Consider the following 24,468-nt stretch of genomic DNA (forward strand, 5'->3'; position numbering starts at 1 on the left):
AATTCTTCACTATATTTAGCCATAGAAAAACACCCCAAAAGTTAGTTTTTACTCTAACTTTTGGGGTGCAGCACCCTAACGATCTTAGGAGCAGCTTTTTCATGAATGTATCAATTTTTAAAATTCAAGTTTGTCTATTTGTACTACTTTGTCTTTTACTTACCTTTTTTCATTTTGTCCTCATAGAACACACTGAAATTCGGATCAATCTGTCCAATGTTTAAATACCTAGCCTTGTAATCTCGGAGAAGCTCGAAGAACTTTCCACTCAGGATCAGGATGACGATAAGGTTAACAAAGGTAGGAATGGCAGTAGTAATATCCGCAAAATACCATACAGCCTGACCTGGCATATTAAAGTATACAGCGTAAACAACCATTAAAAAACCAGGGATTGGATATAGCCATTTAAACGCTAATAACACCCTATATTTTAAAGTTGTCTGATCTGAATCACCAAACACATGGCGTAGTATAATTTCGTAATATGTGTACCAACCTGTCGAAGTGGTTAATCCGAATAAGAATACAGATATAGTGATTACATAACGGCCAATCTCTCCAATGCCAATTTCAAAAGCAGATAGTGTTAATTCTGCTCCGCTAAGCCCAGAAGACCAAACACCTGTAATGATAATTGTAAACGCCGTGATGGAACAAACGATGATGGTATCAATAAAAACCTCTACCGCTCCCCACATCCCCTGCTTTACTGGATGACTTGTCTTTGCAGTAGAATGAATCATTGGCGAAGTTCCCCAACCTGCTTCATTGCTATAAACCGCTCTTGCCACACCCATACGGATCACTTGTGCAATAGCCGCTCCTGCGAATCCACCTACCGCCGCATTACCACTAAATGCACTATTAAAAATAAGCTCAAAAACCGGGATGATATCTGAATAGTTTTTAAAAATAATAAAAAGTCCAGCTACAAGATAAAAGATACACATAAAAGGTACTAAACGACCTGCAATTTCCCCGATTCTTTTAATGCCTCCATAAACAATTACATAAATAAGAACCAAATAGATAAAAGAGGCAGTAATCATCCCAATATCAAAGGAGGAACTTAATGCTTCAGATATCGTATAGTTTTGAAGAGTAATAAAGAAGGTAGTAAAAATACCAAACCCAAATAAAATAGCTGGTACCTTCCAAAATTTAAATCTCTTCTCTTCACCTAGACCCTTCTGAATATAATAGGTAGGTCCTCCATATGGATTTCCTTCTTCATCGGTGCTTCGATAATAGACGGACAACGTTACTTCAACTGTTTTGGTAATCATTCCAAGAAGTGCAGTTATCCACATCCAAAATACTGCCCCAGGTCCTCCAATAGCAATAGCTGTTGCTACACCACCTATATTTCCTACTCCAACACTTCCTCCTATTGCGGTACTAACAGCCTGGAAGGGTGTCAACAGACCTTTCGAATCTTCCGATTTATCACGCTTGCTAAATAGTCTACCAAACGTTTCCTTAAAAATATGGGGCAAATACCCAAATTGGAATAGCTTACTTCCAATAGTAAAATATAAACCGACAAATAATACCGTAAAAATTAATGGTAAGCCCCAAAGCCAATCTACTATTGTTTCTAAGATTTGTTCCACTCTCTCAGCTCCTATTCTATTTTATTTATGATATTTTATTTCCCCTCCTATGATTGTTTGCTCCACCTCCGTATTTAGTAGTTCATCTGGACTTTCCATGGTGAATGGATCCTTAGAAAGTACAGTCATATCCCCTAGTTTTCCTCTTTCCAGTGACCCTTTTTCTTTTTCCTCGTTTGTTGCATAGGCTCCACCAAGTGTAAATAGTTCAATTGCTTCGTACATAGATAGCTTCTCACTTTCAATATAACCTGCATGTGTTTCTCCTTCTTTTCGACGAGTAACAGCAGCATAAATCCCTAGTAGCGGATTTAAAGGCTCAATCGGTGCATCTGAGCTACCTGCACAAATAACACCAGCCTCTAGTAGCGTTTTAAACGGATAGGCAAGTTTAGCTCGTTCTTCTCCAATACGGTCGATAATCCAAGGAAAATCACTGGACACAAATTTCGGCTGTAAATCGGTGATTCTATGTGGACTTTTTAGTCTACGAATCAGCTCTTCATTCAAAAGAGAAACGTGAATAAGTCTATCTCGGAATTTTACAGACTCCATTTGATCTAATATATCTAGAACATCGGTGAGAGCTTGATCTCCAATAGTATGAACGGCTATTGGCATATCAGCGTCTCTGCAATCTTGGAAATAGCGGAAAAGCTCCTCCTTTTCATAAATTGCGCTCCCAAAATTACCTGGATCATCTGCATATGCTCTCGATAGGTGTGCTGTCCTACCACCCAATGCTCCGTCAGCAAAAAACTTTATTGCTCCAATCATTACCTTGTTATTTCCGTATCCTGCGTACATACCTTCTGCCTTTAACTCTTCTAGATATTGATAATCGATTAAAAGGTTGCTGCGAGGTCCAATGCCTTCCTTGTTTACTACTTCGTCAAAAAGTTGATACGTCTGTTTTCCACCATAAAAATAAGTAGGGTCATTTGTATGAATTCCTGTTAATCCAAAACGTACAGCCTCTTGCATACCAACAGTTAGTGCTTTTTTGAGCTGTGAATAGGTTTTTTTAGGAATGTGCTCAGTGATTATGTTGGAAGCAGTCTCTAATAGAAGACCATTCGGTTTGTTTTGCTCGTTTTTCACGACAGTGCCGCCAAATGGTATAGGCAACTCATCATAATAACCAGCGATTTCAAAGGCTTTACTATTAGCTAGGAAGGCATGTCCACAAACTCTTGGCAAGAATAGCGGGTTACCCGGGGCTACAAAATCTAGCTCTTCTATTATCGGTATTTGTTTATCAGGAAAAAGATTCTCGTCCCACCCCCTGCCTAAAATCCATTCTCCTGGCCGAAGAGTTTCTGCCTTAAACTTTATACGTTGAAGCAAATCGTCCTTCGACTTTACACCAGTTAAATCTAGCTCCAGCGAGTTAATTCCTACACTAGAGATATGTAAATGGCTATCAATGAGACCTGGAAGAACAGTCTTTCCTCCTAAATCTACTATTTTTGTGCCGCTTCTTCCCCATGCCAGCTTCATATCCTCGTAAGATCCTAAATCTTCTATTCTTTCTCCGTTTGTCACTATCGCCTCTACAAAAGGCTCATTTTTATTAAACGTATAAATTTTTCCGTTAGTAAAGATTGTTTTCAATTTATCTACCCCTTCTAGTTGTTAGTTATTTTATTTTAATATTCTGACAGATGAATAGCAATAAATAAATACTTTTAAAAACTTGTCCTTTTAATCAATGGGTTATTGGTTTCTGTATTACCTTTCGGGTTAACAGGCTGGTTGTCAACGCCACAGAGAGAATGGTAATGATAGAAAGAAAAAAAGTATCTTCTGAAAGAAGTAGGCCTCCTACTACTACCACTAATGAATCAATCACGAAAATATTAATGCCTACATTTACTCCTGTTCGGTCAGAGATAAATTGTGCAATTAAGTCAGTGCCTCCTGTACTTGTTTCATAACGAAGCATCAGCCCAATACCTATGCCGACTAGAATTCCACCAACAATTGCGCTTGGTATTGCCTCGAAATATATTTTTGGGTTTGTTTGCTTCAAAAGGTCAATAAATAAGGAAGAAACAATCATCCCATGAAGACTATTATAAAAATAATTACGATATTTAAACCAAGCAATTAAAAATATGGGGATGCTAAAAAAGATAATCGTTGCACCCGTTTTTAAATCCCATAGGTAGTTTAAAATTAAAGCTACTCCTATAATTCCACCGTCTAACACCTTATACGGCACTAAAAAAAGGTTAATGCCAATGGATATAAGAAAACTTCCCACCAAAATGATGGTTCCTTTCTTTACTATAAACATCTCCACCACTCCCTTTTCGGGTATGCTCTAATGTATGAAGATGAAGTAGACAAGATGTATAAATAAGAAATAAGTCTCTATACAAATATTTAGCAACCAACTATAACATCGATGTTACAGTTGGTTGCTAGACAATTGACCAGTTTTCAAGGAATAATAAGATTAGGAGGTAGGTAAAGTATGATAAGTATGAATCTTAAAATGCTTCGCTCTCAGCATCAACTTACCCAAGAAGAGATCGCGGAACATTTAAACGTGTCACGACAGGCTGTTGCTAAATGGGAAAAAGGCGATTCTATTCCTGACCTCACCCATTGTATGGAATTAGCTAAGCTATATAATATATCGATTGATAGCCTAGTTCACTACAAGGATGAAGGGCTAGGATTGCCAATACCACCGAAAGGGAAACATTTTTTTGGTTCGGTCACTGTTGGAGAACGAGGACAAATAGTAATACCCAAAAAGGCTCGAGAGCTCTTTCATATACATCCCGGAAATACGCTCGTCATCGTAGGCGATGAAGAACGTGGATTAGCAATCATTCCGGAGACCTATATGAAGCCCTTCTTTAATATGGCAATGATGGGCGGTAAAAAGGAGAACAAGCATGACGAATCCAATTGAAGTAGTTAACCTAACGAAAAAGTATAAAGCAAAAGTCGCTGTGCATCAGCTTTCTCTTACCATCGAGGAAGGAGAGCTTCTTGCCTTGCTTGGAGTAAATGGAGCGGGTAAAACAACACTTATTAACATGCTATCCTGTATTACAAAGCCTAGTAGTGGTGACGCTTTTTTATTTGGTAATAGCATAAAAACAGCACCCCAAAAAGTAAAAAAAGTGATTGCTGTCTCCCCGCAGGAAACTGCAATCGCCCCCAATTTAACTGTCCTCGAAAACTTGCAGCTCATGGCGGGCTTATATGGGTTTTCAAGAGAAGAGATAGCGCAAAAAACAGAGAAAGTGATGGAAAAGCTTTCTTTACAGGAGGTTAAACACCAAAAAAGCAAAACCTTATCAGGAGGATGGAAACGACGCCTAAGTATCGGTATGGCATTAATAAGTGAGCCACGGATTTTATTTTTAGATGAACCAACCTTAGGACTAGATATATTAGCTAGAAGAGAGCTTTGGACATCTATCCAAAAATTAAAGGAATCTACCACAATTATTTTGACCACTCATTACCTTGAAGAGGCAGTGACTCTTTCAGACCGCATATGCATTTTGAAAGACGGACAAGTGAAGGCTTTAGGGAGTGCGAAAGAATTGGTAGATAAGACAGGCACTTCTTGCTTCGAGGATGCGTTCGTGTATTATGTAACGAAGGGAGATAGCCAATGAAAGCTCTTGTTTTTGCAAGCAGAACAACAAAAGAAATAATACGAGATCCCGTTTCCCTCTTTTTCGGTATATGCTTTCCAATCATATTGCTTTTATTGCTTACAGCAATTAATCAAAACATCCCAACCGATTTATTTAATATTGAGTCTTTGACACCTGGCATTGCTTTCTTTAGTCTATCTTTTTTGTCTTTATTTTCTGCACAAATCCTGGCTAAAGACAGATCTAGCTCCTTTTTAACAAGACTTTTTACCACTCCTTTGACGGCGAGGGATTATATTATAGGATATACATTGCCGTTACTTCCTATGGCATTATTGCAAGGTCTTGTTTGCTTTTCGGTAGCGATTATATTAGGCATGAACATATCCACCTCTCTCTTGGTTGCACTTTTGTTATTAATCCCCACTTCTATCTTATTTATTGGAATTGGTTTATTTTGTGGAACTGTCTTCAGTGAAAAAGCAGCTACCGCTATATGTGGTGCTTTACTAACGAATCTAACTGCATGGCTTTCAGGTGCATGGTTTGATCTCAACCTAGTAGGTGGACTCTTTAAAACCGTCGCCTACTATTTACCCTTTGTGCATGCAGTAGACATGGGAAAAGCTGCAGTTAGTGGAAATTATCAAGCTATTTTTCCTCATATTTGGTGGGTGCTTGGATATGGAATTGCAATACTAGTAATAGCAGTTATGGTATTTAAGAAGAAAATGAGTGAGGATTAAAGTAGAAAACTGCTTCAAGCTAAGCTTGAAGCAGTAATTTCTTACCTATCTTTGTGCTTTTTATTCTTCACGGCTTTATCCGCGTGCTTAAATTCTTTTTGGTAAAGGACTTCCTGTGTAGAAGTCAATCCATTATCCTTTGTCGTGAGCTGCTCATGTGGAGGTCTCTGGTTTTTCATATTGCTTCTCCTTTCTATTTTTTATTCGATTGCTGATTTTTATCGTGATTCGTCTTGTTATTTTTATTCTTTAGCTTCGAATCAAATTCTTCTGCAAACTCAGCTACATTGTCTTCAGGATTATGGTTGTGACTTGTCTTATTATGATGTAATTCTTTAAAGGTATGAAAAGGATTATGCGTTCTTTTATTTAATGTTTCCTTACTATTCTTTCCCAAATTTCATTCACCTCCTGCATGAGTTAATTTTGCTCATTACAAGAGGATTTATGCTAAAAGCCAGATTCTATCTCTATTTACTAGCGACGATCGTAAACTCCCAAGGAATATTTTCACCATTCCAGCCTTGATGTTCCTCCATTTTTTGAAGTCTAAAGCCAGAAAAGATAATAGCATTCAGTATTTCGCTGAATGTGTATAATCTAATAGATACATCAGGGAAATCCTTCTGCTCCTTTTCATCAAAATAATGTTTATAAGCTACCTCACCAGTTTGTATATCTTCATTAAAATAATTCAGCTCTAGTTCAAAGGCATTCTCTTTTTTGACAATACATTTTCTAAATGGATGAAAATCGCTTAATATCATTACACCTTCATCTTTTAACAAAGTAAACAGGATATTCATCAATTTGTTTATATCATGGAAATAATGTAATATTCCTCCCTCTAAGTACAGAATGTCAAATGAGTTCCCATACTTTGTGAGATCAATTTCATAGATATCAGTAACCACATATTCAATAGATGTGTTTGCTTCACTCGCCAGTTCTAAGGCATATCTCTTATTTTCTTTTGATATATCAAAGACAGTAACTTTTGCACCTAATAGAGAAAGTGGAACTGCCTTACGACCATTAGAGCCACAAAGATTTGCTATACGCTTACCTTGGATATTATCATTAAAATACTTTGCATGCTTTTTTAACTGAACTATTGGAGCCTTCAGTATTTGCTCTGCTTTCTCTCTTGGCGAACCATATCTCTTATTCCAAAATTCATATGCTCTAAATTCCCATGCCTTTTTGTTTTGAATGTTATGGTTATCCATTTCTTCCTCCTTAAGATAATCAATCACTTTCATATGATTATTACATGATGAAAGATGGGTTAAAAGGGAAAAGAACAAATTTAAATGGTTGCGATTTGAACTGCGTGAAAAGTAAAGCAGTTATTTAATAGAAGAAAGATGAGAAAAAATAGACTGGAGAAAAAATTATCAACCTCAAAAAAGCCTACAAGAGGCATTCCCCTTATAGGCCTTCCATTTAAACCACTTCTAGTTTAACCTCTATATTATCTCTAGTTGCCTTAGAATAAGGACAAACTTGGTGTGCTTTGTGCACTAATTCCTCCAATTGGTCTTTCTCTATATCCGTCCCTTTTACCTGCAAAACTACAGCTAGCTTAAAGCCTTGATCTGTTTCATCCTTTAAAAGGCTTACATTGGCCGTAACCTCTGAAGTGAATTGTACTCGTTCCTTTCTAGCTGTTAACTGTAATGCGCTATCAAAGCAAGCTGCATATCCCGCAGCAAATAACTGCTCAGGATTTGTAGCGTTCTCTAGCTGCTTAGCTCTTGGTGTACCTGGCATAGCTGTATCCAGTTCAATAACCCCATCATCTGAGCGTACTTTTCCTTCTCTTCCACCCAAAGCTATTGCACTTGCAGTAAATAATTTATCTGACATCATTCCAGCTCCTTTATTCGTAATATCTCTCCCTAAACGTATACCCTGTTTCCTAAAAAGATATCAAAGGATTATTAACAATAAAGATATCTTAACCCTCGAGGTTCTGATGGATTAATCGCTACTGAAAATTCTGGAATATTTCCTTTCAATATTTAAGTAATGTATAAATATCACTATATTCTTTGCAGTTTCTTTTCAAATAAAAAAACGCTTCAAAGCTCAATAAAAGCTTGAAGCGTTCAATTCTATTAACAGTTTTGATTCGCAGAAAGCATGGATAAATTCTCTCCCAATTAGAACTTCTGTTATGTGAGTCGGGAAGTTCCCTCATCTTTCAATTGTAGGAAGGCTCTTATTTTAAGTTATCATAAAATTCCTTAATAAGCTGTTCCTGATATTCACCAGCAAATGTACCATTTGTAAACTTAGTTAAAGCTTCATTTCTAAATCTTTCCCATGAGAATGCTTCTTTACCAACAAGGATTGGATAGTAGCATACACCATTTTGTTCAGCAGCCTGCAAGTCACCAGGTGCGTCCCCAACCATTAGTACTTGCTCGTTGTCGAAGCCGAACTTTTTCAATTGCTCGATGCAATAAGCTTTTGTTCCCGCTTCTTGTCCTAACATTACTTGGACATGTGGTGCAAGGTCATGTCTAGTCCACTCTTCTGCCACAGCGCCTCCATTTGCAGAGGATACAATTGCCACGTCTGCAACTTTCTCTGCTGCAGCCAGACCTTCTTTTGCTCCTTCAAATGGTGCGTCTGCATCCTCTAATTCTGTAATCGCTTTGTTTACTTCATTACTCCATTGCAAGGCTTTCTTAAGCTGTTCATCATTCGTTTCTGCGATAGCACGCTCTAATGAAGGATTAGAAAGTTCGTTCGTCGTCTCTACCCAATGCTTAATAGAAGAGATATCCGGCATTTCTACTCCTTCTGCAGCTAAATCTTCTATTGTTTTTACTAAACCTTTAAAACGGTTAATTCCTCTTGATCTTGTATAAAGGTTAATATCATTCCACAATTTCATGAAACGCTCTTCAATGTGTTCTAAACCCCATACTTCAATTACTTTTGGTCCAAAACATTTCATATGTTTCACGTCCATTGTATCCATTGCACAGCCATCGGAATCGACGCAAACTAGAAAATTCTTTGTTTTAACGAATTCTGAAATTTGATCTTTCAATGTAAGTCCTCCATTTTCACCATTCTATAAAATAAGGCCTAACTGAATTGAGTAAGTCACAATCCAGTTAGGCAAAAGCTACAGTAAATTATTTTCTGTTTTTAGTTTCTGCTTCCCACAAGCCGATTAGGTAAGTTGCACCTAAAGCGCGGTCATATAAACCATAGCCTGGTTTACCTGTTTCTCCCCAGATCATTCTTCCATGGTCCGGACGGATAGGGCCAGTGTAGTTGAAGTCAGCCATAGCTTTAATTACTTCGTGCATATCAACAGAACCATACTCAGATGGGTGTGCACTTTCTTCAAATGACATACCGCCTGTTAATTTCACATTGCGGGCATGTACGAAGTTTACGCGATCCTTTTTACCGAAGTAACGAAGCATTTCAGGGAAATCGTTCTCCGGATGAGATCCAAGGGAACCACTGCACATAGTCAAGCCGTTGTTAGGGCTATCATATAGATTAACAAATCTTTCTAAGTTTTCTTTGTTAGTGATAATACGTGGTAATCCAAAGATATCGAATGGAGGATCATCAGGGTGGATAGCCATCTTCACGCCAGCTTCTTCTGCAACTGGGATGATTTCTTTAATGAAGTACTCGAGGTTTTCCCATAGCTTTTCATGATCTACATTTTTGTAGTGATCAAATAATTGCTGTAAGTCTTCTTTTTTATAGCTGGAGTCCCAACCTGGTAATGAAAGTTCTCCTGTTAATGGATCCATTTTCTTTGCAACTTCTTCTTCGAAGATAAGTGCAGTAGAACCATCTGGAAGACGGTATTCTAAATCTGTACGTGTCCAGTCAAAGATTGGCATAAAGTTATAGCATACAACTGGAATACCAGCTTTTCCTAAATTACGTAGAGTTGTTTTGTAGTTTTCGATATATTTATCACGAGTTGGTAAACCAATCTTGATATCTTCGTGTACAGGTACACTCTCAATAACAGAGATATGCATACCAGCATCTTCTACAGTCTTTTTCAGCTCTTCTATTTTGTCCATTGGCCATGCTTCTCCAACAGGGATATCATAGATAGCTGTTACGATTCCTTTCATGCCTGGAATTTGGCGGATGTATTCTAATGGGATAGAATCAGTTTTTCCATACCAACGAAAACTCATTTCCATAGTTGTGTTTCCTCCTAAAAATTATTGAAGATCTATATTAAAATAATTCTTCGCGTTGTTAAAGCAGATGTTTGTTACAAGCTTTTCAAGTAATGCTTCGTCGTTTGGAAGCTCTCCTTCTTCCACCCATGTACCTACTAAGTTACATAGGATACGACGGAAATACTCATGTCGGCTGTAAGAGATGAAGCTGCGTGAATCTGTCAGCATTCCTACAAAGTGACTTAATAATCCTTGATCAGCTAAAGCTGTTAATTGGCGAATCATACCTGGTTTTGTATCATTAAACCACCAACCAGAACCAAATTGGATTTTACCTGCAATTCCAGCTTCGTTTGTTTGGAAGTTTTGAATTGTTGTACCAATTAGTTCATTATAAACAGGATTTAGATTGTAAATAATTGTTCTTGGAAGAGAATCTCTGATTTCTAGTGCATCTAGTAGAGCATTTAATGGTGCTGCTACTTCGCCTTGGTCGCTAATTGAATCAAATCCAGCGTCAGGTCCTAACTTTTGGAACATTTTTGTATTGTTGTTGCGGATAGCACCAAAGTGAATTTGCATTGCCCAGCCTCTATCTGTGTAGGCCTTACCAAGAGCAATCAAAATGGCCGTCTTGAATTTATTTTCATCCTCTATGCTTACAGGTTGTCCGTTACGTCCAGCTTGGTAAATTGCATCTAGTTCACTTTCTTCAAATTCAGCAAATGGAACCTCAGAAAGACCATGGTCAGAAATTCTGCACCCTTTTTCGTGGAAGTATTGTACTCGATTTAATAGAGCCGCAATATAATCCGCATAAGTTGCTAATGATTGATTAGCTACATTTTCAAGTAATTCCACGAATGGAACGAAAGTAGCTTTATTGATTTCTAATCCTTTGTCAGGACGGAATGATGGAAGAACCTTCACTGGGAAATCTGGTAATTCAGCAATTTGCGCATGATGCATAAGATCGTCTGTCGGTTCATCTGTAGTACCTATTACTTTTACATTTGAACGTTTAATAAGTTCACGAACAGAAAAATCGTCTTGCTGTAACAATTCATTGCAACGATCCCAAATGCTTTCCCATGTATGTTCGTTTAATAATTCTTCGATTCCGAAGTAATTTTTCAACTCGATATGTGTCCAGTGATACAAAGCGTTTCCAACAGTATATGGAACTGTTTTAGCCCAAGCCTCGAATTTCTCCTTTGAACTAGCATCACCAGTAATGTACTTCTCAGAGATTCCATGTGCTCTCATTGCTCTCCATTTATAATGGTCACCTTCGAGCCATAGTTCCGTGATGTTATTAAATTTACGATTTTCAGCAATATCTTTTGGAGATAAGTGACAGTGATAATCATAGATTGGCATATCTTTTGCAAATTTATGGTATAAATTCACAGCAGTTTCATTTTTCAACATAAAGTTCTCATGGATAAATGAACTCATTCACTTGTCCCTCCTTCATATACAAATCTAAATAATCTTCTTCGCATTCATTCAGTGCCGAACAAATGCAAAGAAGAACTATGATTAACCCCTAAGGGATTCTAGATGGTCCATGAACTCTCTTGCAGTCGTTTGCACACTGCTATAGTCACCATCTTTTACATTTTTCGTTAAAGCACTTCCGATACCTACAGCGAATGCACCTACTTCAATCCAATCCGCTAAGTTATCTTTGCTCACGCCACCTGATGGCATCATTTGAACATGTGGAAGTGGCCCGTGTACGTCCTTAATGAAGGATTTACCTAGCAAGCTTCCTGGGAACATCTTGATAACATCTGATCCATAGGTTACTGCTTCCAGCACTTCTGTTACAGATCCGCAACCTGGTAAGTATGGTACACAGTAGCGGTTACACATTAAGGAAATATTACGGTCAAAATGTGGACTCACAATGTAACGTGCACCTTTCATGATGGCAATACGAGCAGTTGTGTCATCAAGCACAGTACCTGCACCAATGATCATGCCCTCTTCCTTTAGGCTTGCAAGTTCTGCAATTACTTCCGCAGCATCTGGTGTTGTGAAAGTAATCTCTAACGAGCGAATACCACCTTTAAATGCTTGCTTTGCAATTTCCACAGCTTCCTCTTTCGTGTTTCCACGAACTACAGCTACTACATAGCCTTCACGCATTTCTTTAAGCACTTCGAATTTTTGTAACATCTAATCACCTCTTATGCCTTTAACTTCACTTTTTTACCTTATACACCTGAGTATGCAGAGAATGCACCATCAACTGGGATGACAACTCCGTTAACAAAGCTTGAAGCCTCATGTGATACTAGATACAGCATTGTACCTACTAACTCTTCTGCTTCCCCGAAACGGTCCATCGGTGTGTTGCGAAGGATTTTTTCAGAACGCTCTGTATAAGAACCGTCTTCATTTTTTAATAATTTTTCATTTTGCGCAGTAACGAAGAACCCTGGTGCAATTGCGTTAACACGAATACCCACTTTTGACATATGAACTGCCAACCATTGAGTAAAGTTACTTACAGCTGCTTTTGCTCCACTGTATGCTGGAATTTTCGTTAATGGCGTGTACGCATTCATGGAAGAAACATTAATGATTGTAGCGCCCTTACGATTAATCATGTCTGAAGCAAATTCTTGTGAAGGTAGTAATGTACCTAAGAAGTTTAAGTTGAATACAAATTGAACTCCTTGTGGATCTAAATCAAAGAAAGTGATAGTATCATCTAACTTTTCTTTGATGTCTTCAGCGTATAAATACTCTTTTGTAGTTGTTCCAAGTGGATGATTTCCTCCAGCGCCATTAATTAAAATGTCGCAAGGTCCAAATTTTTCAAGCACAACCTCATGAGCAGCTTTTAAGCTTTCTTTGCTAAGAACATCAGCAGCTACACCAATTGCAATTCCGCCTTTTTCTGTAACGGAAGCTGCTTTTGCTTCTGCGTTTGCTAAGTCGCGATCCAGGATAGCCACTTTTGCGCCACAAGCAGCCAAAGCGTCAACGAATTGACCGCAAAGGATTCCTGCTCCGCCTGTTACTACAGCGACTTTGTCTTTTAAATCAATTTGAAAAGGTAAAAAAGTCATTCTACATAGACCTCCAGAAATATATTAATGCCTTCGGCGATTTAAAATTTTAACGCCTAAAGCACCCAAATTCAATTACTTATGCACGGTAATAGATAAGTTTCCTTACATATCTTACAATAATTTGAAAACTTTTTTTACCAGTATAGCTATAAGTATCCTTTTTACAAGACACTGATATCCTAATATGCCCTACTAGATGTTTCCTTATTCTTTGGAAGCGCGTTTTGCTGCCAACTCTTTCTGCATTTTTGCTAAACGATTTTTGGTTAATGGGTAGAAGAACAATAAAATTAATAAAATGAGTAAATAAACGATAGCAGGGACTAATGTCGCTAATGTATGAATCCCATTAAGTGCTTCCTCTGTTTGAACTTCGCGTGCAGCGTCATAACCGATTGCGCCAATCGCAAAACCACCAATACCACCGGCTATGGCTTGACCCACTTTACGTGCAAATGAATAGACAGAGTAAACTGTTCCATCCTCACGTTGGCTAGTTAAGTACTCTTGATAATCAATAACATCTGTTACAAATGCCCAAATTACAGTATTAAACAGTCCAAATCCAAGAAAACCAATGAACGAAATATAAATGAATGTCATAGCATCGATATCTTTCAAGAAGTACAATACGAAATAAGCCGCACTAGCAACAATTAATCCAACAATGGACATTTCTTTCTTACCGAATTTGGTCGTAAGTGTTTTCACAAATGGAGCACAGATTAGTACAGCTATTGTTTGAGCAATACTTATAACGCTTAATGTACCAGCACTTGAGAAGTAATCTTTAAATAGATATACGTTAACCGCTCCAACAAGCATCATGTTCATCATAAAAATTAACGATGCAGCAAGTATTGCAATGAGTGGTTTGTTTTTTGCTAAACCTTTTAATGTCGTTTTCAAATCCATCTTTTCAGCAGATCCTTTTGGAACAACGACACGCTCTGTCGTAAGCTTGTAACAAGCGATGTAGCTGCTGATTGAAAGAAGACCAAATAGAATTGCAGCTACAAAGAATCCGCCTGCATCTGCTTTATTATCCACAAAGATAATTTGCGGACCTAATGCATTGATAACTAAACCTGCTAGTGTAGAACCAATTGTTCTATAAGTAGATAAGCTTGTACGTTCTATTGGGTCTTCTGTTATAACTGAGGCCATAGAACCGTAAGGAATATTTACCGTACTATATAAAGTACCCCATACAAGATACGTTACAAATGCATATGCTTCATAGAATCCTGTCGTCATACCCGGGAAAGTAACGAACATTAATATTCCTGTAAACACAAGCGGGAATGACATTCTAAGGATCCAAGGTCTAAATTTCCCGTTCTTACCTGGATCTCTTGTATCAATAAAACGTCCCCAAGTAATGTCTGCAACTGCATCCCATAGACGAGCAATTAAGAACAATCCGCCCACCCACGCTGCACTTAGCCCATAAACGTCCGTGTAATATACCATTAAAAATGAACTTACTAAAAAGAAGAAAAAGTCGTTACCGAAATCACCAAACAAGTACCCTAACTTATCACGCATACCAAATGGTCGCATAGTTATAATTACCTCCAAAATATTGACGTGTACGAGTATTACTCGTTTAGGTATGAGCAACACTCATACTTTTTTATAGCCTTAGTATGTGTAACTTTTTAGAGGTAATACTTATCTTTTAATAACAACTTGTTTGCCATTAATATCAAAATCTTGGACAGCCTGTTTGCTTGCGACTTGGAAGTCACCAACGATTGTATGCTTCAAAGCAAAAGATGATAAAGCAAAGTCCAGTGTTTCGGTTAGACTAAAGGAGTTATTTAAACCATATAAAACTCCTGCGACGAAAGAGTCTCCTGTTCCAATCCGCTCGAGCACATTTACTTTAACGGGACCTAGCATATGTTGCTCGTTGCTCGTAACAACTGCACAGCTTAACTTCTGTGCGTTGTCCCCTAGAACTTCTCGCTCTGTTGTAAAAAATGCATCTAGACCAAATTCTTCACAGAATTCTTTTAGAATAACTAGTTTTTCAGCTAGCGTTTCAACTCTTGGTTGTTTCCCATGCAGCTCATGAATGGTATAGGCATCTAAATAGCTTCCAAAACAAACATTGACATAAGGTAAAATTTCCAAAAAAGCGTCCCTTGCTTCTTCAATACTCCAAATCTTCGTTCGATAATTAAAATCAAAGCTTACTTTAATACCCTTCTCTTGAGCTAATTTAGCGAGTTTTAAAGTAACCTCACGAGCTTGCTTACTAACTCCCATGCTAATACCGCTTAGATGAACCCATTTCACATTTTCTAGCATTTCCTCGAATTGATAATCACTCGGGAGTGCTTCAACAAAGGCCGAGTTTTGACGGTCATAAATAACTTCTGTCGGACGAGACGAGTAACCTTGCTCGACAAAATATAAGCCCAATCTTTGACCTTTATGCACAACATAATCTGTATTTACGCCAAATTTACGTAATTGCATAATTGCTGCTAATCCCAAATTATTATCAGGTACACAAGTTGTATAGGAAGCTTTGGTTCCCCAATTGCTTAGGGCGACAGCAATGTTCGCTTCAGATCCTCCAAATTCTATTTCTAATTGGCTAGCCTGCGTGAGAAGTCGGTTTTTGTATGGCGTTAATCGCATTAATATTTCACCGAATAACAGTATTGACTTCATTTTTGCACCATCACTTTCAGAATGTATGTTCAAATAGTTTAGGCAGAACAGCTAGCTGAATATTCAACTAGTTGTTCTGCTTATTACTTTTTGCCTACTTAGGATTTTTTAATTTTCGTTAATTCCTTATTTAGGGCGTACATTAATTTATCCGTAAATATTTCTTCTGCTAATGAAGCAATATCATTAATTGATGTACCTTCCATCATGCCGAACATCGGGTGATCAGGACCAAAACCAGCTAGATATTTATTTAGTACTGCTTTTGTTTCTTCATTTGCGAATAACTCACCTAAAGAACAACGTGTGGAGTATACATCATCCGTGATGATAATCTCTCCCATTTCTACATCTTCTAGATCCGGCATATCGAACCAGTTAGCCACAACTCCGCCTTTCCCTTCTTCAGGGCACTCATAGCTTGGATTTGGTTCTGTTACTTTATTGAAGTAAGCTACATCTACGCATTCTAAAGATCCTTCTGTTGCAATAGCTTTCACTTCGTTTAAGCCAGCATTTAACACTACATTTTCAAAGATAAAGATATGGTTATCGCTTGAAGTTGCTTTAACCTCCTTACCATTTACAAGAAGCATCACTTGATTACAGTTTGAATATACCTTCACCTTGATAACTTCATCAGAGCGATCTACAAAACGTTTGCTTGTAATGTGAACAAATTTTTCTGTAGACCAGTTTGCTTTGTACATATAGAAAGCATCTTTCTTAATCTTACGGTCGTAAGTAATTAGCCCTTTATTGTTACGACCTTTCACGCCACCTTCATCACGAATGTTTGCACCAAAGTCAAACATATTCCACACATAAGTTGACCATAGGTATGGACGTTCGGAGAAAATTTTCCATACTTTTTCATGGTATAGTGCGTGGTATTCTTCTGTATAATCCTTCACTTGTGGATCATTTGTGTGATACTCAATGATTCCTTCAGCACCATACTCGGAAATTCCAAGCTTCACCTGTGGGTTAATTGCATGGAAACCATCTAGCCACTCAGCGAAATCTTCCGCTTTCCCTTGGTACCAGCCGTAGTATTTGTTATAACCAACGATATCCGTTAGGTAGTTATACTCATCCGTATCAGGAACCATCATTACGTTAGCCATCGTTGTTAAACGAGTTGGGTCCTCTTGCTTTGTCAGTTCATTTAATTCTTTTACGACTCTACGCACTTCTGGGCGGTCTCCACCGATTTGAATCTCATTTTGGATGCCCCAGAACATGATGGAGGGATGATTGAAGTTTTGACGAATAAGCTCAATCATTTGTTGTTTCGCATTAATTCCCTCTAATTCTGTCTTAGACATAATAGAAATGAATGGAATTTCTGCCCATACAACCATTCCTTCACGGTCACATAGATCGTAGAAATATTGATCATGTTGATAATGAGCCAATCGAATGGATGTAGCTCCAACTTCTTTAATCAAAGCCATATCTTCATCATGTTCTTTATGTGTGATTGCCCAACCCATGTCTTTACGATCTTGGTGTCTTGAAACACCATTTAGACGTAACGGTTTACCATTCAAGAAGAATCCTTTTTCTGAATCAACTTCGAAATATCTTACTCCGAAAGGTATAATTAGCTCGTCCACCACATCATTGAAGCTTGTTAATGTAATATGTGCTTTATACATATAGGCATTTTTTAGTCCATCCCATAATATAGGATTTTCAATTGTAGCTGGCATGTGAACTTCTTGGTTTTCTCCAGCAGATAAAACTACCTCTTTTGCTGCGTATGCAACCTTATTGCCTTCAGAATCTAATAAGTCTATCCACACACGTACTTTCTTCTCTTCTTCCAAATCATTCACTAATTTAGATTTAATCGTAAGAGATGCTTTTTCTTCGTTCACTTCATCTTGTACAATATAAACACCTTGAGAGCCGTAATCCATTAAATCAAAATGAACTGGATTAGCAATTACAAGGTTCACATCTCGGTAAATTCCTCCAAAGAATGTGAAGTCAGCCATTTGCGGATAAACATCCTCTACAACTGTGTTATCCACTTTTACTGCAAGCGTATTAGGCTTGCCAAATTCAATGACATCCGTAATATCAAAACGGAATGTAGAATAACCGCCACGGTGTTGACCCATGTGTTGTCCATTTACATAGACGTCCGTCACACTATTACTTCCGTTGAATTCAATAAATACCTTATTTCCAGAGGCCAAAGTGTCTACCAAAAATTCTTTACGGTACCAGCAAGCACCTTTGTAAAAATCAAACCCATTTGCTCCGTCTATTGCATTCCATGTGTGTGGAACGCTTACATTTTCCCAATCTTGATCGTTAAATGTTTTAGCTGAAGCACTTTCTACATCTTGTTTGCTAAACTTCCAAGCAGTGTTCAAATTAAAAATTTTTCTCATTCTTTTTACTCCTTGTATAGTATTAAGACTTGAGGTAGCGCTAAAAACTCATAGAACAAGTATCGAAAGTAAGATTTAATCAGTATGTAAACTGATGAAGGTAGCGCTTACATTCCATTAAAAATAAATTTCAACTTGTAAAATGTGCGTTTAACAGTTTATATTGTATTACTCAAGCATTTATTTTTTATCGTATTATCTTGCATCTTTTAGCACATATTATGCGTATTTTGTACAGATTGGGACATAATAATTAGGAAGTAAACATGGAAGAGGTGATAAAAGGATGGACCAATCCTTTAAATATGAAGATTTCTTTCGAATATGCAATATAATCTTTTCGTTGACAAAACTTGATGTGAAACTAATCGATCAAGAGGAAAATATACTATTTCAATTAGATAGACTTACTATGCCCGCGAGCTTACAAAAAAACGATGTAAAATATTTCAAGATTACCGAAACGCTTGAGAAGCACCCCCCCACGGCTTATTACTATCACACAAACACTTATGGACTTGATTATATAAGTGTGGGGATATGGAGAAATAATTTATTGTATGGAGGGATTATTGTAGGACCCTTTGTGGCTACAGTTCCTAACGACTACTATGTTAGCAGTGTAATATCTTATAATAATTTACCGGTAAGCGAACATAACTCATTAAAGGAGTTTTATAAATCACTCCCAATTGTGAGTAGTGGTACTGCTAGCAGTATTGGTGCAACCCTTGTGAATTTAGTTAATCATACATACCTTCCTTCTCAGCTAATTACCTCTAGTTCCTTACATCCAGTGAAAAATAAGGGAAAACTAAAAGAAGATATTGTAAAAAGCGTTGATATTATCGAACTGCGTTATAAAAATGAAAAAATATTAATGGAAGCTATATCTAGAGGCAATAAAGAGGAGTTAAGGAAACTAATAAACGAACTAAGTTATACGCAATTAGATAAACGATTACCAGAAAGCCCTCTCAGAGGCTTTAAAAATTTATTAGTTGTGATGAATACCTTATGTAGAATTGCAGCTCAGAACGGTGGAGTACATCCAATTTATATACACAATATTTCTGAGAAATTTGCTATTTTAATTGAAAGAGCGAATAATTTACCATATCTGAAGGATCTAAAGAAGAAGATGGTGATAGAATATTGTGATCTTGTAAGTGAACATTCAACCAGAAAATACAGTGCTATTGTCCAGAAAGCTGTTAATTACATCAAATTACACCTCGAAAGCCCTCTTACTCTACAGGGAATTGCAGAAACCATTCACGTGAACGACTCCCACCTTTCACGAAAGTTTAAAGAAGATACCGGAATGAGCTTGATTGATTTCATTAATCAACATCGAATTGAAGCCGCAAAGGTTTATTTACAAACTAACTCTACCAGTATCACAGAAATTGCTTTTATAGTCGGGTTCAACGATGTAAATTATTTCAGTAGAGTATTTAAGAAAATAACTGGTATGACCCCTTCCCAATATAGGCGTAATCATCCTTTTGATTAGGTATGGGAAAAACTATAGACATAAATGAAAATTCATATAAAAAAAGCGAGGAAGTGAATAATCGACTTCCTCGCTTTTAGCAACTTTTCAAAACTCAAGGCTTTCTTGTAAAATAAAATAAGATGATGAAGAACAAAACGAGTGAAAAGCAATTATAATTCTTAGTTATTGATAAGAATTGTAATAGCTTTCCGCTTAGGTTCTCCGCTGCATCGAACGCTTGGAGTGGAGGCCAACAGGATGTTGGTCAGGAAAACGTTGTCACACGATGTAACGTTCTTAATTTTCCCTCCACAAGGCAAGCCAGCACCCAACGCTTGCGCGTACGTCTGTACTGTCTTGCTCACCACCCTGCACCTGCTGGAGTCGCGGACGCTGCTACGAACCAGTTATTGTTTACTACTAAAGCTAAAAATTTGATTGATAAATTTTAACTAGCTTAGAATCTATGACAAAAACCAATAGTTTTTTCCAAAACTCAAAAAAGATACTCCCACACAATCCTACCATTGTGGGAGTACCTCTTATCATCCCCAAACCACTACTTACAAAAGTTTGGGTATTTTTCCTATGACGTCCCGGGAGGGATTCGAACCCCCGACCGACGGCTTAGAAGGCCGTTGCTCTATCCTGCTGAGCTACCGAGACAATTGTTTTTCGTTTCTTTAAAGAAATGAAAGACAATATATATTATCTGGCACTTTTTAATAAAAGTCAATATCGTTTTTTATTATTTTTCAATTGTAGCTTTAAATTTCTTTCTACCACTGTAAACTTTATTGATTTCTATCGTAAGAGAGCGAATGGAGTCCTCTGTCAGTTCTACCTTTCCATCCTTTTGATATTTCCTCCACATATCAAGCTCATGTCGATAGACATATTCTGATAGTCGATAAATATCTATATCATGCTTTAGGCTTTCTTTATATGTCTCTTTAATTTCGTACTTTAATTGTTCTTTTACATTCTTTTTCACTTCATCGGCAGAAATCTTGCCTTCAAAACTGCCTAGTAGAACATTCATATTTAGTTTTATATCAAAATATACTTGTCCTTGTTCCTCAAATGGTTTTACTTTAATTTTAAGGTTATCCACCATTGCAGCGATATAGTCTCCCTCTTCTTCTCTTTTATGCGTCACCTCTCCACGTATGGTTTCTTTTGTCATCCATTGAAGACCGCGAACTTTGTCATCCTTAATAATACCTTTTAGTTCCTTTGAGCTAATGGTTGCAACACCGGCTACTTCTGGTAGCTGGTCTTCGCCTTTCTCTGTCTTCCAATCCTTCATGGTGATATAGGGGATGTTCACTTCATGAGAGGGCTCATTTAAATTAATGATTAATTTGCGTAAATTCATAGGCTCGATAAATGATTCTTGTTTGTAAGAGCTCATAGGATCAACAAGCCGTAATCTAGTCATTGCATTATTAAACAAAGGATTTAAAAGCAAAATATCTTCCACAGGATCTGATGTTGCATAAATCCATGCCTGATATCTTGTATCTCTATTACGAATAAATGAATTAATGACATTATCTGCCCTTCCTTCCTTTAACGCCTCCTCCGAAAACACCATATAGGTCATATGCCCCCAGAATATTTTTAAATCTATTGAATGGTATACATCAAAAATTGCCTCTTCTATTGTATCCCCCGTCCCCTTCGTTACCTCTACCTGTAAAGCATCCTGTTGGGGAGATTCGGTCTTTGCAATATTTACAAAATCTAGTATTTGAGTATACAGTTCGTATTTTCCATCTTTATAATCTACTCCAATTCCATAAATATAGCGCATTCTATTTGGTTCATTAGCATCCCAGCAGCTAGACAACAACGGAAGAAAAGCTAACAGTATACAAAGCTTTATTATTCTAGTTTGCATTGTCATCTTCTCCCCTGTTCTTATCTTGTGTATCTAAGTTGCTTGGTCTCTTCATATAATTTTTAGGGCTTAGCCTTAATAGGGTTTTTTTCATAGTAGAAAAGCTAAGATCGGTTCCTATATTCATAAATGGAACCCCAAAAATTCGTATATTCGATAAATATAAAATTAACGCATACAGACAAACAAAAAATCCAAACAATCCCAAGAGTGACGTAACTAGAATAAACATTATGCGAATAATACTTACTGCAGTTACCAAAGATTGATTTACCAAAGTAAAGGTAGAAATAGTAGAAATAGCAAGAATCACAATCATAGCTGGACTTGTTAAACCTGCTCGAATTGCCGCATCCCCAACAATCAAACCGCCAACAACACTTATCGTACCTCCTATGACGGATGGTAATCGAAGACCTGCCTCCCTAAATAGCTCGAACATGACAAGCATTACTAGCATTTCTACAACTGACGGAAGTGGGAGACCAGAATTGTTTTGAGAAATGGTTGCTAGAAGCTGAAAAGGGAGCTGATCCTGATGGAAACTAGTGAGTGCTAGCCAAAAAGCTGGTAGTATTAATCCCAAGATTAATCCAAGCACCCTTAATAACCGTTCAGCAGAGCTGAAAGCAACAGGATATTCTATATCCTCTCCCGATTTAAGTAGCATCAACAAATTTACAGGAGTAATAATCGCATAGGAGACACCATCTATTAAGATAACAATCCTTCCCCTGATTAATGACTGAACTGCATAATCGGGTCTACCAGTGTAGTCATTTCTCGGAATAAAGGGAGACGTCACATTCACCATCTCCATTAATAACTCACCACTAACAATGATATCGATATCCACCTGTTTTAATTGCTTCATTAAATCTTCTAGTATTTCTTTATCCACAATGTCATCCATGTAAAGAACGGAAACCTTCGTTTTTGATCTAGTGCCTATTTCTAGCTTTTCTATTGCCAACGAATTAGTTGGAAGTCTTTTCCTTATTAACGCCGTATTAACCTGAACGCTTTCTATAAAATTGTCCCGAGGTCCTTTAATCAGAACCTCCATTGAAGATGCTTCTGGATTTCTATTTGGTTTTTTTGCTATATTGCATGTAAACAAAAGGCCGTCTTCTTCAAAATATAGGAGTAGAAAGCCATTAAACACATCCGTGATCAAGTCGTCCTTTGAATTTACCTCTTTTAATCCAGGAACATAAAGGTGGTTTAAAATTTCATCTCTAAACTTCTCTTCGTCACTCTTATCCTCACAAAGCTTTTGGACCCGTGGAACTACCACTTCATTCAACAGCTGGACATCAACCATTGATTCACAATGGATAAAAAAGACCTTATTCTTACCAAATTGATACGTTTGATGCTTGATATCTGCATTCTTCTGAAATAATGCCTTCAAGGTTTTTAAATCAATAGTTCCCTCTGATTGTTTCATGAAGTCTCCTTCTCCTTCCCAACCGATTTTGCTCGCCTTCTCCTCCCTGATCGCTCTTGCTTTTCATTATTTTTCTTTTTCTTCTTAGAATAATAGGCCATGCCTGCCAATATAAAGGCTAAGATAAAAGTAAAAACAAAAGAAAAAACGAGAAAATAATGACCTCTTAATTTTGTGAAAATTTGATCGTTCAGCCAAACAAAATAAATACAAAGAAAGAAAAAAGCAGGAGCTAGTCCAAGCCAAATTTTCTTTTTCTTATTTTTTTGTTTTAGTTCAAGTAACTCAACAACGATAAATAAGAAAACACCAACACGTATGAAAGCTCCTGTAAGCCATTGATAAATGGAAAAAAAGTCTACATGCTCGATGTAATGGCCTATTGTTGCTAGCCCCCATTCCTCATAAGCAGGGTATTGCTGTTTTGCAGCTTCATCTGGACCAAATTCGGTAATGGCGCCAATTAGAGGGCCTAAAGTTAATCCGCCTATTAAAAACAATAGAATCGCCAAGTGATGCCACTTCATTTTATCTTTAAAATGCTGCTGTATGAATAAAAGAAAAAGGAGCTCGGTATAACCTGATGCCGGGAAAACAGTGGCCTTCCAAACTGGTTCCATCCCATGCTCTAGCATAGGTAATAATAGTGAATGATCCTTTTCTGTTATATTTACAAACGCAATAAAAAAACCTAATATAAGCACCCCAAGCAAAACTATCACGTTGAGAATGGCAATCGTTTGTATATTGCTGGATGCTAATAGAATGCACAAAACCGTAAATACTATTAACAAAATAAGGAGAGGGGTTAATGGTAAGAAAGTCATTTTCATCCATTGGATTGCTTCTCGCATACTAATTGCGGCTGAGAAAACGAGAAATATACTAATGATATAAAGAAGCAACTTACCATGTCTAGGCCCGGCGGTATCTAATATCCATTCCCTCATATTTTGTTGTTTTGATTGATTATGGACGTATATCAAAAGAAATAGCCAAGGAAAAATAAGAATAGCTGATAAAATAACCGCCATCCATCCATCTCTCCCTCCATTGGCTAACATCGCTGGGAGAATCGAAACATGATTTTTTAAGCCAATCACCGTTAAGGTGATGGCGATGACATGCAATATACTAATAGGCCCTACTCTGTTCAATCCGAAAACCCTCTATCACTTTTTGATACTCCCCAGTTTGGACAAAATTAGTGCATTATATAAGTTTTAGCACATGAAAATTTGAAGAAAGAAAAAACACCCCAAACAGCCAGCT

At 37.3% G+C, this 24,468-nt stretch carries 22 protein-coding genes and 1 tRNA gene; 4 read left to right on the forward strand and 19 right to left on the reverse strand.

Features of this window, described 5'->3' with window-relative positions:
- Window positions 1-155: 155 nt before the first annotated feature.
- The 3 genes from AC1VU3_RS10655 to AC1VU3_RS10665 all read right to left on the reverse strand — a co-directional run bounded on the left by AC1VU3_RS10655 (window position 156) and on the right by AC1VU3_RS10665 (window position 3,915).
- The gene (locus AC1VU3_RS10655; protein ID WP_480387472.1) at window positions 156-1,616 is read right to left on the reverse strand and encodes an alanine/glycine:cation symporter family protein; all 1,461 of its coding nucleotides are present in this window, start codon (window positions 1,614-1,616) and stop codon (window positions 156-158) included.
- Between the two features lie 21 nt (window positions 1,617-1,637).
- The gene (locus AC1VU3_RS10660) at window positions 1,638-3,230 is read right to left on the reverse strand and encodes an amidohydrolase (protein ID WP_482983456.1); all 1,593 of its coding nucleotides are present in this window, start codon (window positions 3,228-3,230) and stop codon (window positions 1,638-1,640) included.
- Between the two features lie 94 nt (window positions 3,231-3,324).
- On the reverse strand, window positions 3,325-3,915 hold the full coding sequence (locus tag AC1VU3_RS10665) for a DUF6198 family protein (protein ID WP_480387470.1): 591 nt from the start codon (window positions 3,913-3,915) through the stop codon (window positions 3,325-3,327).
- Window positions 3,916-4,095: 180 nt separating this feature from the next.
- Between AC1VU3_RS10665 and AC1VU3_RS10670 the strand changes: the two genes are divergently transcribed.
- The 3 genes from AC1VU3_RS10670 to AC1VU3_RS10680 are packed head-to-tail and all read left to right on the forward strand — an operon-like array spanning window position 4,096 to window position 5,988.
- Entirely contained in the window at window positions 4,096-4,542 is a 447-nt protein-coding gene (locus tag AC1VU3_RS10670; RefSeq protein WP_480387469.1) for a helix-turn-helix domain-containing protein, read from the forward strand.
- Window positions 4,526-5,260: an ABC transporter ATP-binding protein gene (locus AC1VU3_RS10675; protein WP_480387468.1), complete on the forward strand. Its 735-nt coding sequence runs from the start codon at window positions 4,526-4,528 to the stop codon at window positions 5,258-5,260. The genes AC1VU3_RS10670 and AC1VU3_RS10675 overlap by 17 nt, the downstream gene beginning before the upstream one ends.
- Complete coding sequence (locus AC1VU3_RS10680) at window positions 5,257-5,988, forward strand: ABC transporter permease (RefSeq protein WP_482983457.1); 732 nt, start codon at window positions 5,257-5,259, stop codon at window positions 5,986-5,988. The genes AC1VU3_RS10675 and AC1VU3_RS10680 overlap by 4 nt, the downstream gene beginning before the upstream one ends.
- Window positions 5,989-6,029: 41 nt before the next feature.
- Here the strand turns inward: AC1VU3_RS10680 and AC1VU3_RS10685 are convergent, their stop codons facing one another.
- The 12 genes from AC1VU3_RS10685 to AC1VU3_RS10740 all read right to left on the reverse strand — a co-directional run bounded on the left by AC1VU3_RS10685 (window position 6,030) and on the right by AC1VU3_RS10740 (window position 18,345).
- Window positions 6,030-6,167: a YfhE family protein gene (locus AC1VU3_RS10685; protein ID WP_480387466.1), complete on the reverse strand. Its 138-nt coding sequence runs from the start codon at window positions 6,165-6,167 to the stop codon at window positions 6,030-6,032.
- Window positions 6,168-6,181: 14 nt separating this feature from the next.
- Window positions 6,182-6,385: a hypothetical protein gene (locus AC1VU3_RS10690; RefSeq protein WP_480387465.1), complete on the reverse strand. Its 204-nt coding sequence runs from the start codon at window positions 6,383-6,385 to the stop codon at window positions 6,182-6,184.
- Between the two features lie 73 nt (window positions 6,386-6,458).
- Window positions 6,459-7,217, reverse strand: coding sequence for a class I SAM-dependent methyltransferase (locus tag AC1VU3_RS10695; protein ID WP_480387464.1), 759 nt, complete (start codon window positions 7,215-7,217; stop codon window positions 6,459-6,461).
- 217 nt (window positions 7,218-7,434) lie between these two features.
- On the reverse strand, window positions 7,435-7,857 hold the full coding sequence (locus tag AC1VU3_RS10700) for an organic hydroperoxide resistance protein (protein WP_482983458.1): 423 nt from the start codon (window positions 7,855-7,857) through the stop codon (window positions 7,435-7,437).
- Between the two features lie 355 nt (window positions 7,858-8,212).
- Window positions 8,213-9,052 carry an HAD family hydrolase gene (locus AC1VU3_RS10705; RefSeq protein ID WP_482983459.1) on the reverse strand — a complete coding sequence of 280 codons (840 nt, stop codon included), beginning with the start codon at window positions 9,050-9,052 and terminating at the stop codon, window positions 8,213-8,215.
- 88 nt (window positions 9,053-9,140) lie between these two features.
- Complete coding sequence (gene uxuA / locus AC1VU3_RS10710; RefSeq protein ID WP_480387461.1) at window positions 9,141-10,187, reverse strand: mannonate dehydratase; 1,047 nt, start codon at window positions 10,185-10,187, stop codon at window positions 9,141-9,143.
- Between the two features lie 21 nt (window positions 10,188-10,208).
- On the reverse strand, window positions 10,209-11,627 hold the full coding sequence (gene uxaC / locus AC1VU3_RS10715; RefSeq protein WP_482983460.1) for a glucuronate isomerase: 1,419 nt from the start codon (window positions 11,625-11,627) through the stop codon (window positions 10,209-10,211).
- 84 nt (window positions 11,628-11,711) lie between these two features.
- Entirely contained in the window at window positions 11,712-12,353 is a 642-nt protein-coding gene (locus AC1VU3_RS10720; protein ID WP_480387459.1) for a bifunctional 2-keto-4-hydroxyglutarate aldolase/2-keto-3-deoxy-6-phosphogluconate aldolase, read from the reverse strand.
- A gap of 38 nt (window positions 12,354-12,391) precedes the next feature.
- Entirely contained in the window at window positions 12,392-13,252 is an 861-nt protein-coding gene (locus tag AC1VU3_RS10725; protein WP_480387458.1) for an SDR family oxidoreductase, read from the reverse strand.
- 207 nt (window positions 13,253-13,459) lie between these two features.
- Window positions 13,460-14,818 (reverse strand): MFS transporter, encoded by a 1,359-nt coding sequence (locus AC1VU3_RS10730; protein WP_482983461.1) that lies wholly within the window; start codon window positions 14,816-14,818, stop codon window positions 13,460-13,462.
- A gap of 111 nt (window positions 14,819-14,929) precedes the next feature.
- Window positions 14,930-15,940: a sugar kinase gene (locus AC1VU3_RS10735; protein ID WP_482983462.1), complete on the reverse strand. Its 1,011-nt coding sequence runs from the start codon at window positions 15,938-15,940 to the stop codon at window positions 14,930-14,932.
- Window positions 15,941-16,038: 98 nt separating this feature from the next.
- A complete protein-coding gene (locus AC1VU3_RS10740; protein WP_482983463.1) occupies window positions 16,039-18,345 on the reverse strand; it encodes a glycoside hydrolase family 2 protein in 2,307 nt (768 codons plus the stop codon).
- Window positions 18,346-18,631: 286 nt separating this feature from the next.
- On the opposite strand from AC1VU3_RS10740, the gene AC1VU3_RS10745 reads away from it, so the two are divergent.
- Window positions 18,632-19,861, forward strand: coding sequence for an AraC family transcriptional regulator (locus tag AC1VU3_RS10745; RefSeq protein ID WP_482983464.1), 1,230 nt, complete (start codon window positions 18,632-18,634; stop codon window positions 19,859-19,861).
- A gap of 574 nt (window positions 19,862-20,435) precedes the next feature.
- On the opposite strand, the gene AC1VU3_RS10750 is transcribed toward AC1VU3_RS10745, so the two are convergent.
- From AC1VU3_RS10750 to AC1VU3_RS10765, 4 genes are all read right to left on the reverse strand, one after another.
- Window positions 20,436-20,509: transfer RNA gene (locus AC1VU3_RS10750), tRNA-Arg, on the reverse strand.
- A gap of 82 nt (window positions 20,510-20,591) precedes the next feature.
- Window positions 20,592-21,746: a Ger(x)C family spore germination protein gene (locus tag AC1VU3_RS10755; protein ID WP_482983465.1), complete on the reverse strand. Its 1,155-nt coding sequence runs from the start codon at window positions 21,744-21,746 to the stop codon at window positions 20,592-20,594.
- The gene (locus tag AC1VU3_RS10760; RefSeq protein ID WP_482983466.1) at window positions 21,736-23,196 is read right to left on the reverse strand and encodes a spore germination protein; all 1,461 of its coding nucleotides are present in this window, start codon (window positions 23,194-23,196) and stop codon (window positions 21,736-21,738) included. The genes AC1VU3_RS10755 and AC1VU3_RS10760 overlap by 11 nt, the downstream gene beginning before the upstream one ends.
- Entirely contained in the window at window positions 23,193-24,353 is a 1,161-nt protein-coding gene (locus AC1VU3_RS10765) for a GerAB/ArcD/ProY family transporter (protein WP_480387448.1), read from the reverse strand. Before AC1VU3_RS10765 ends, AC1VU3_RS10760 begins: the two co-directional genes overlap by 4 nt.
- Between the last annotated feature and the right edge of the window lie 115 nt (window positions 24,354-24,468).

This window comes from Psychrobacillus sp. Z16_25 (genome assembly GCF_056856695.1).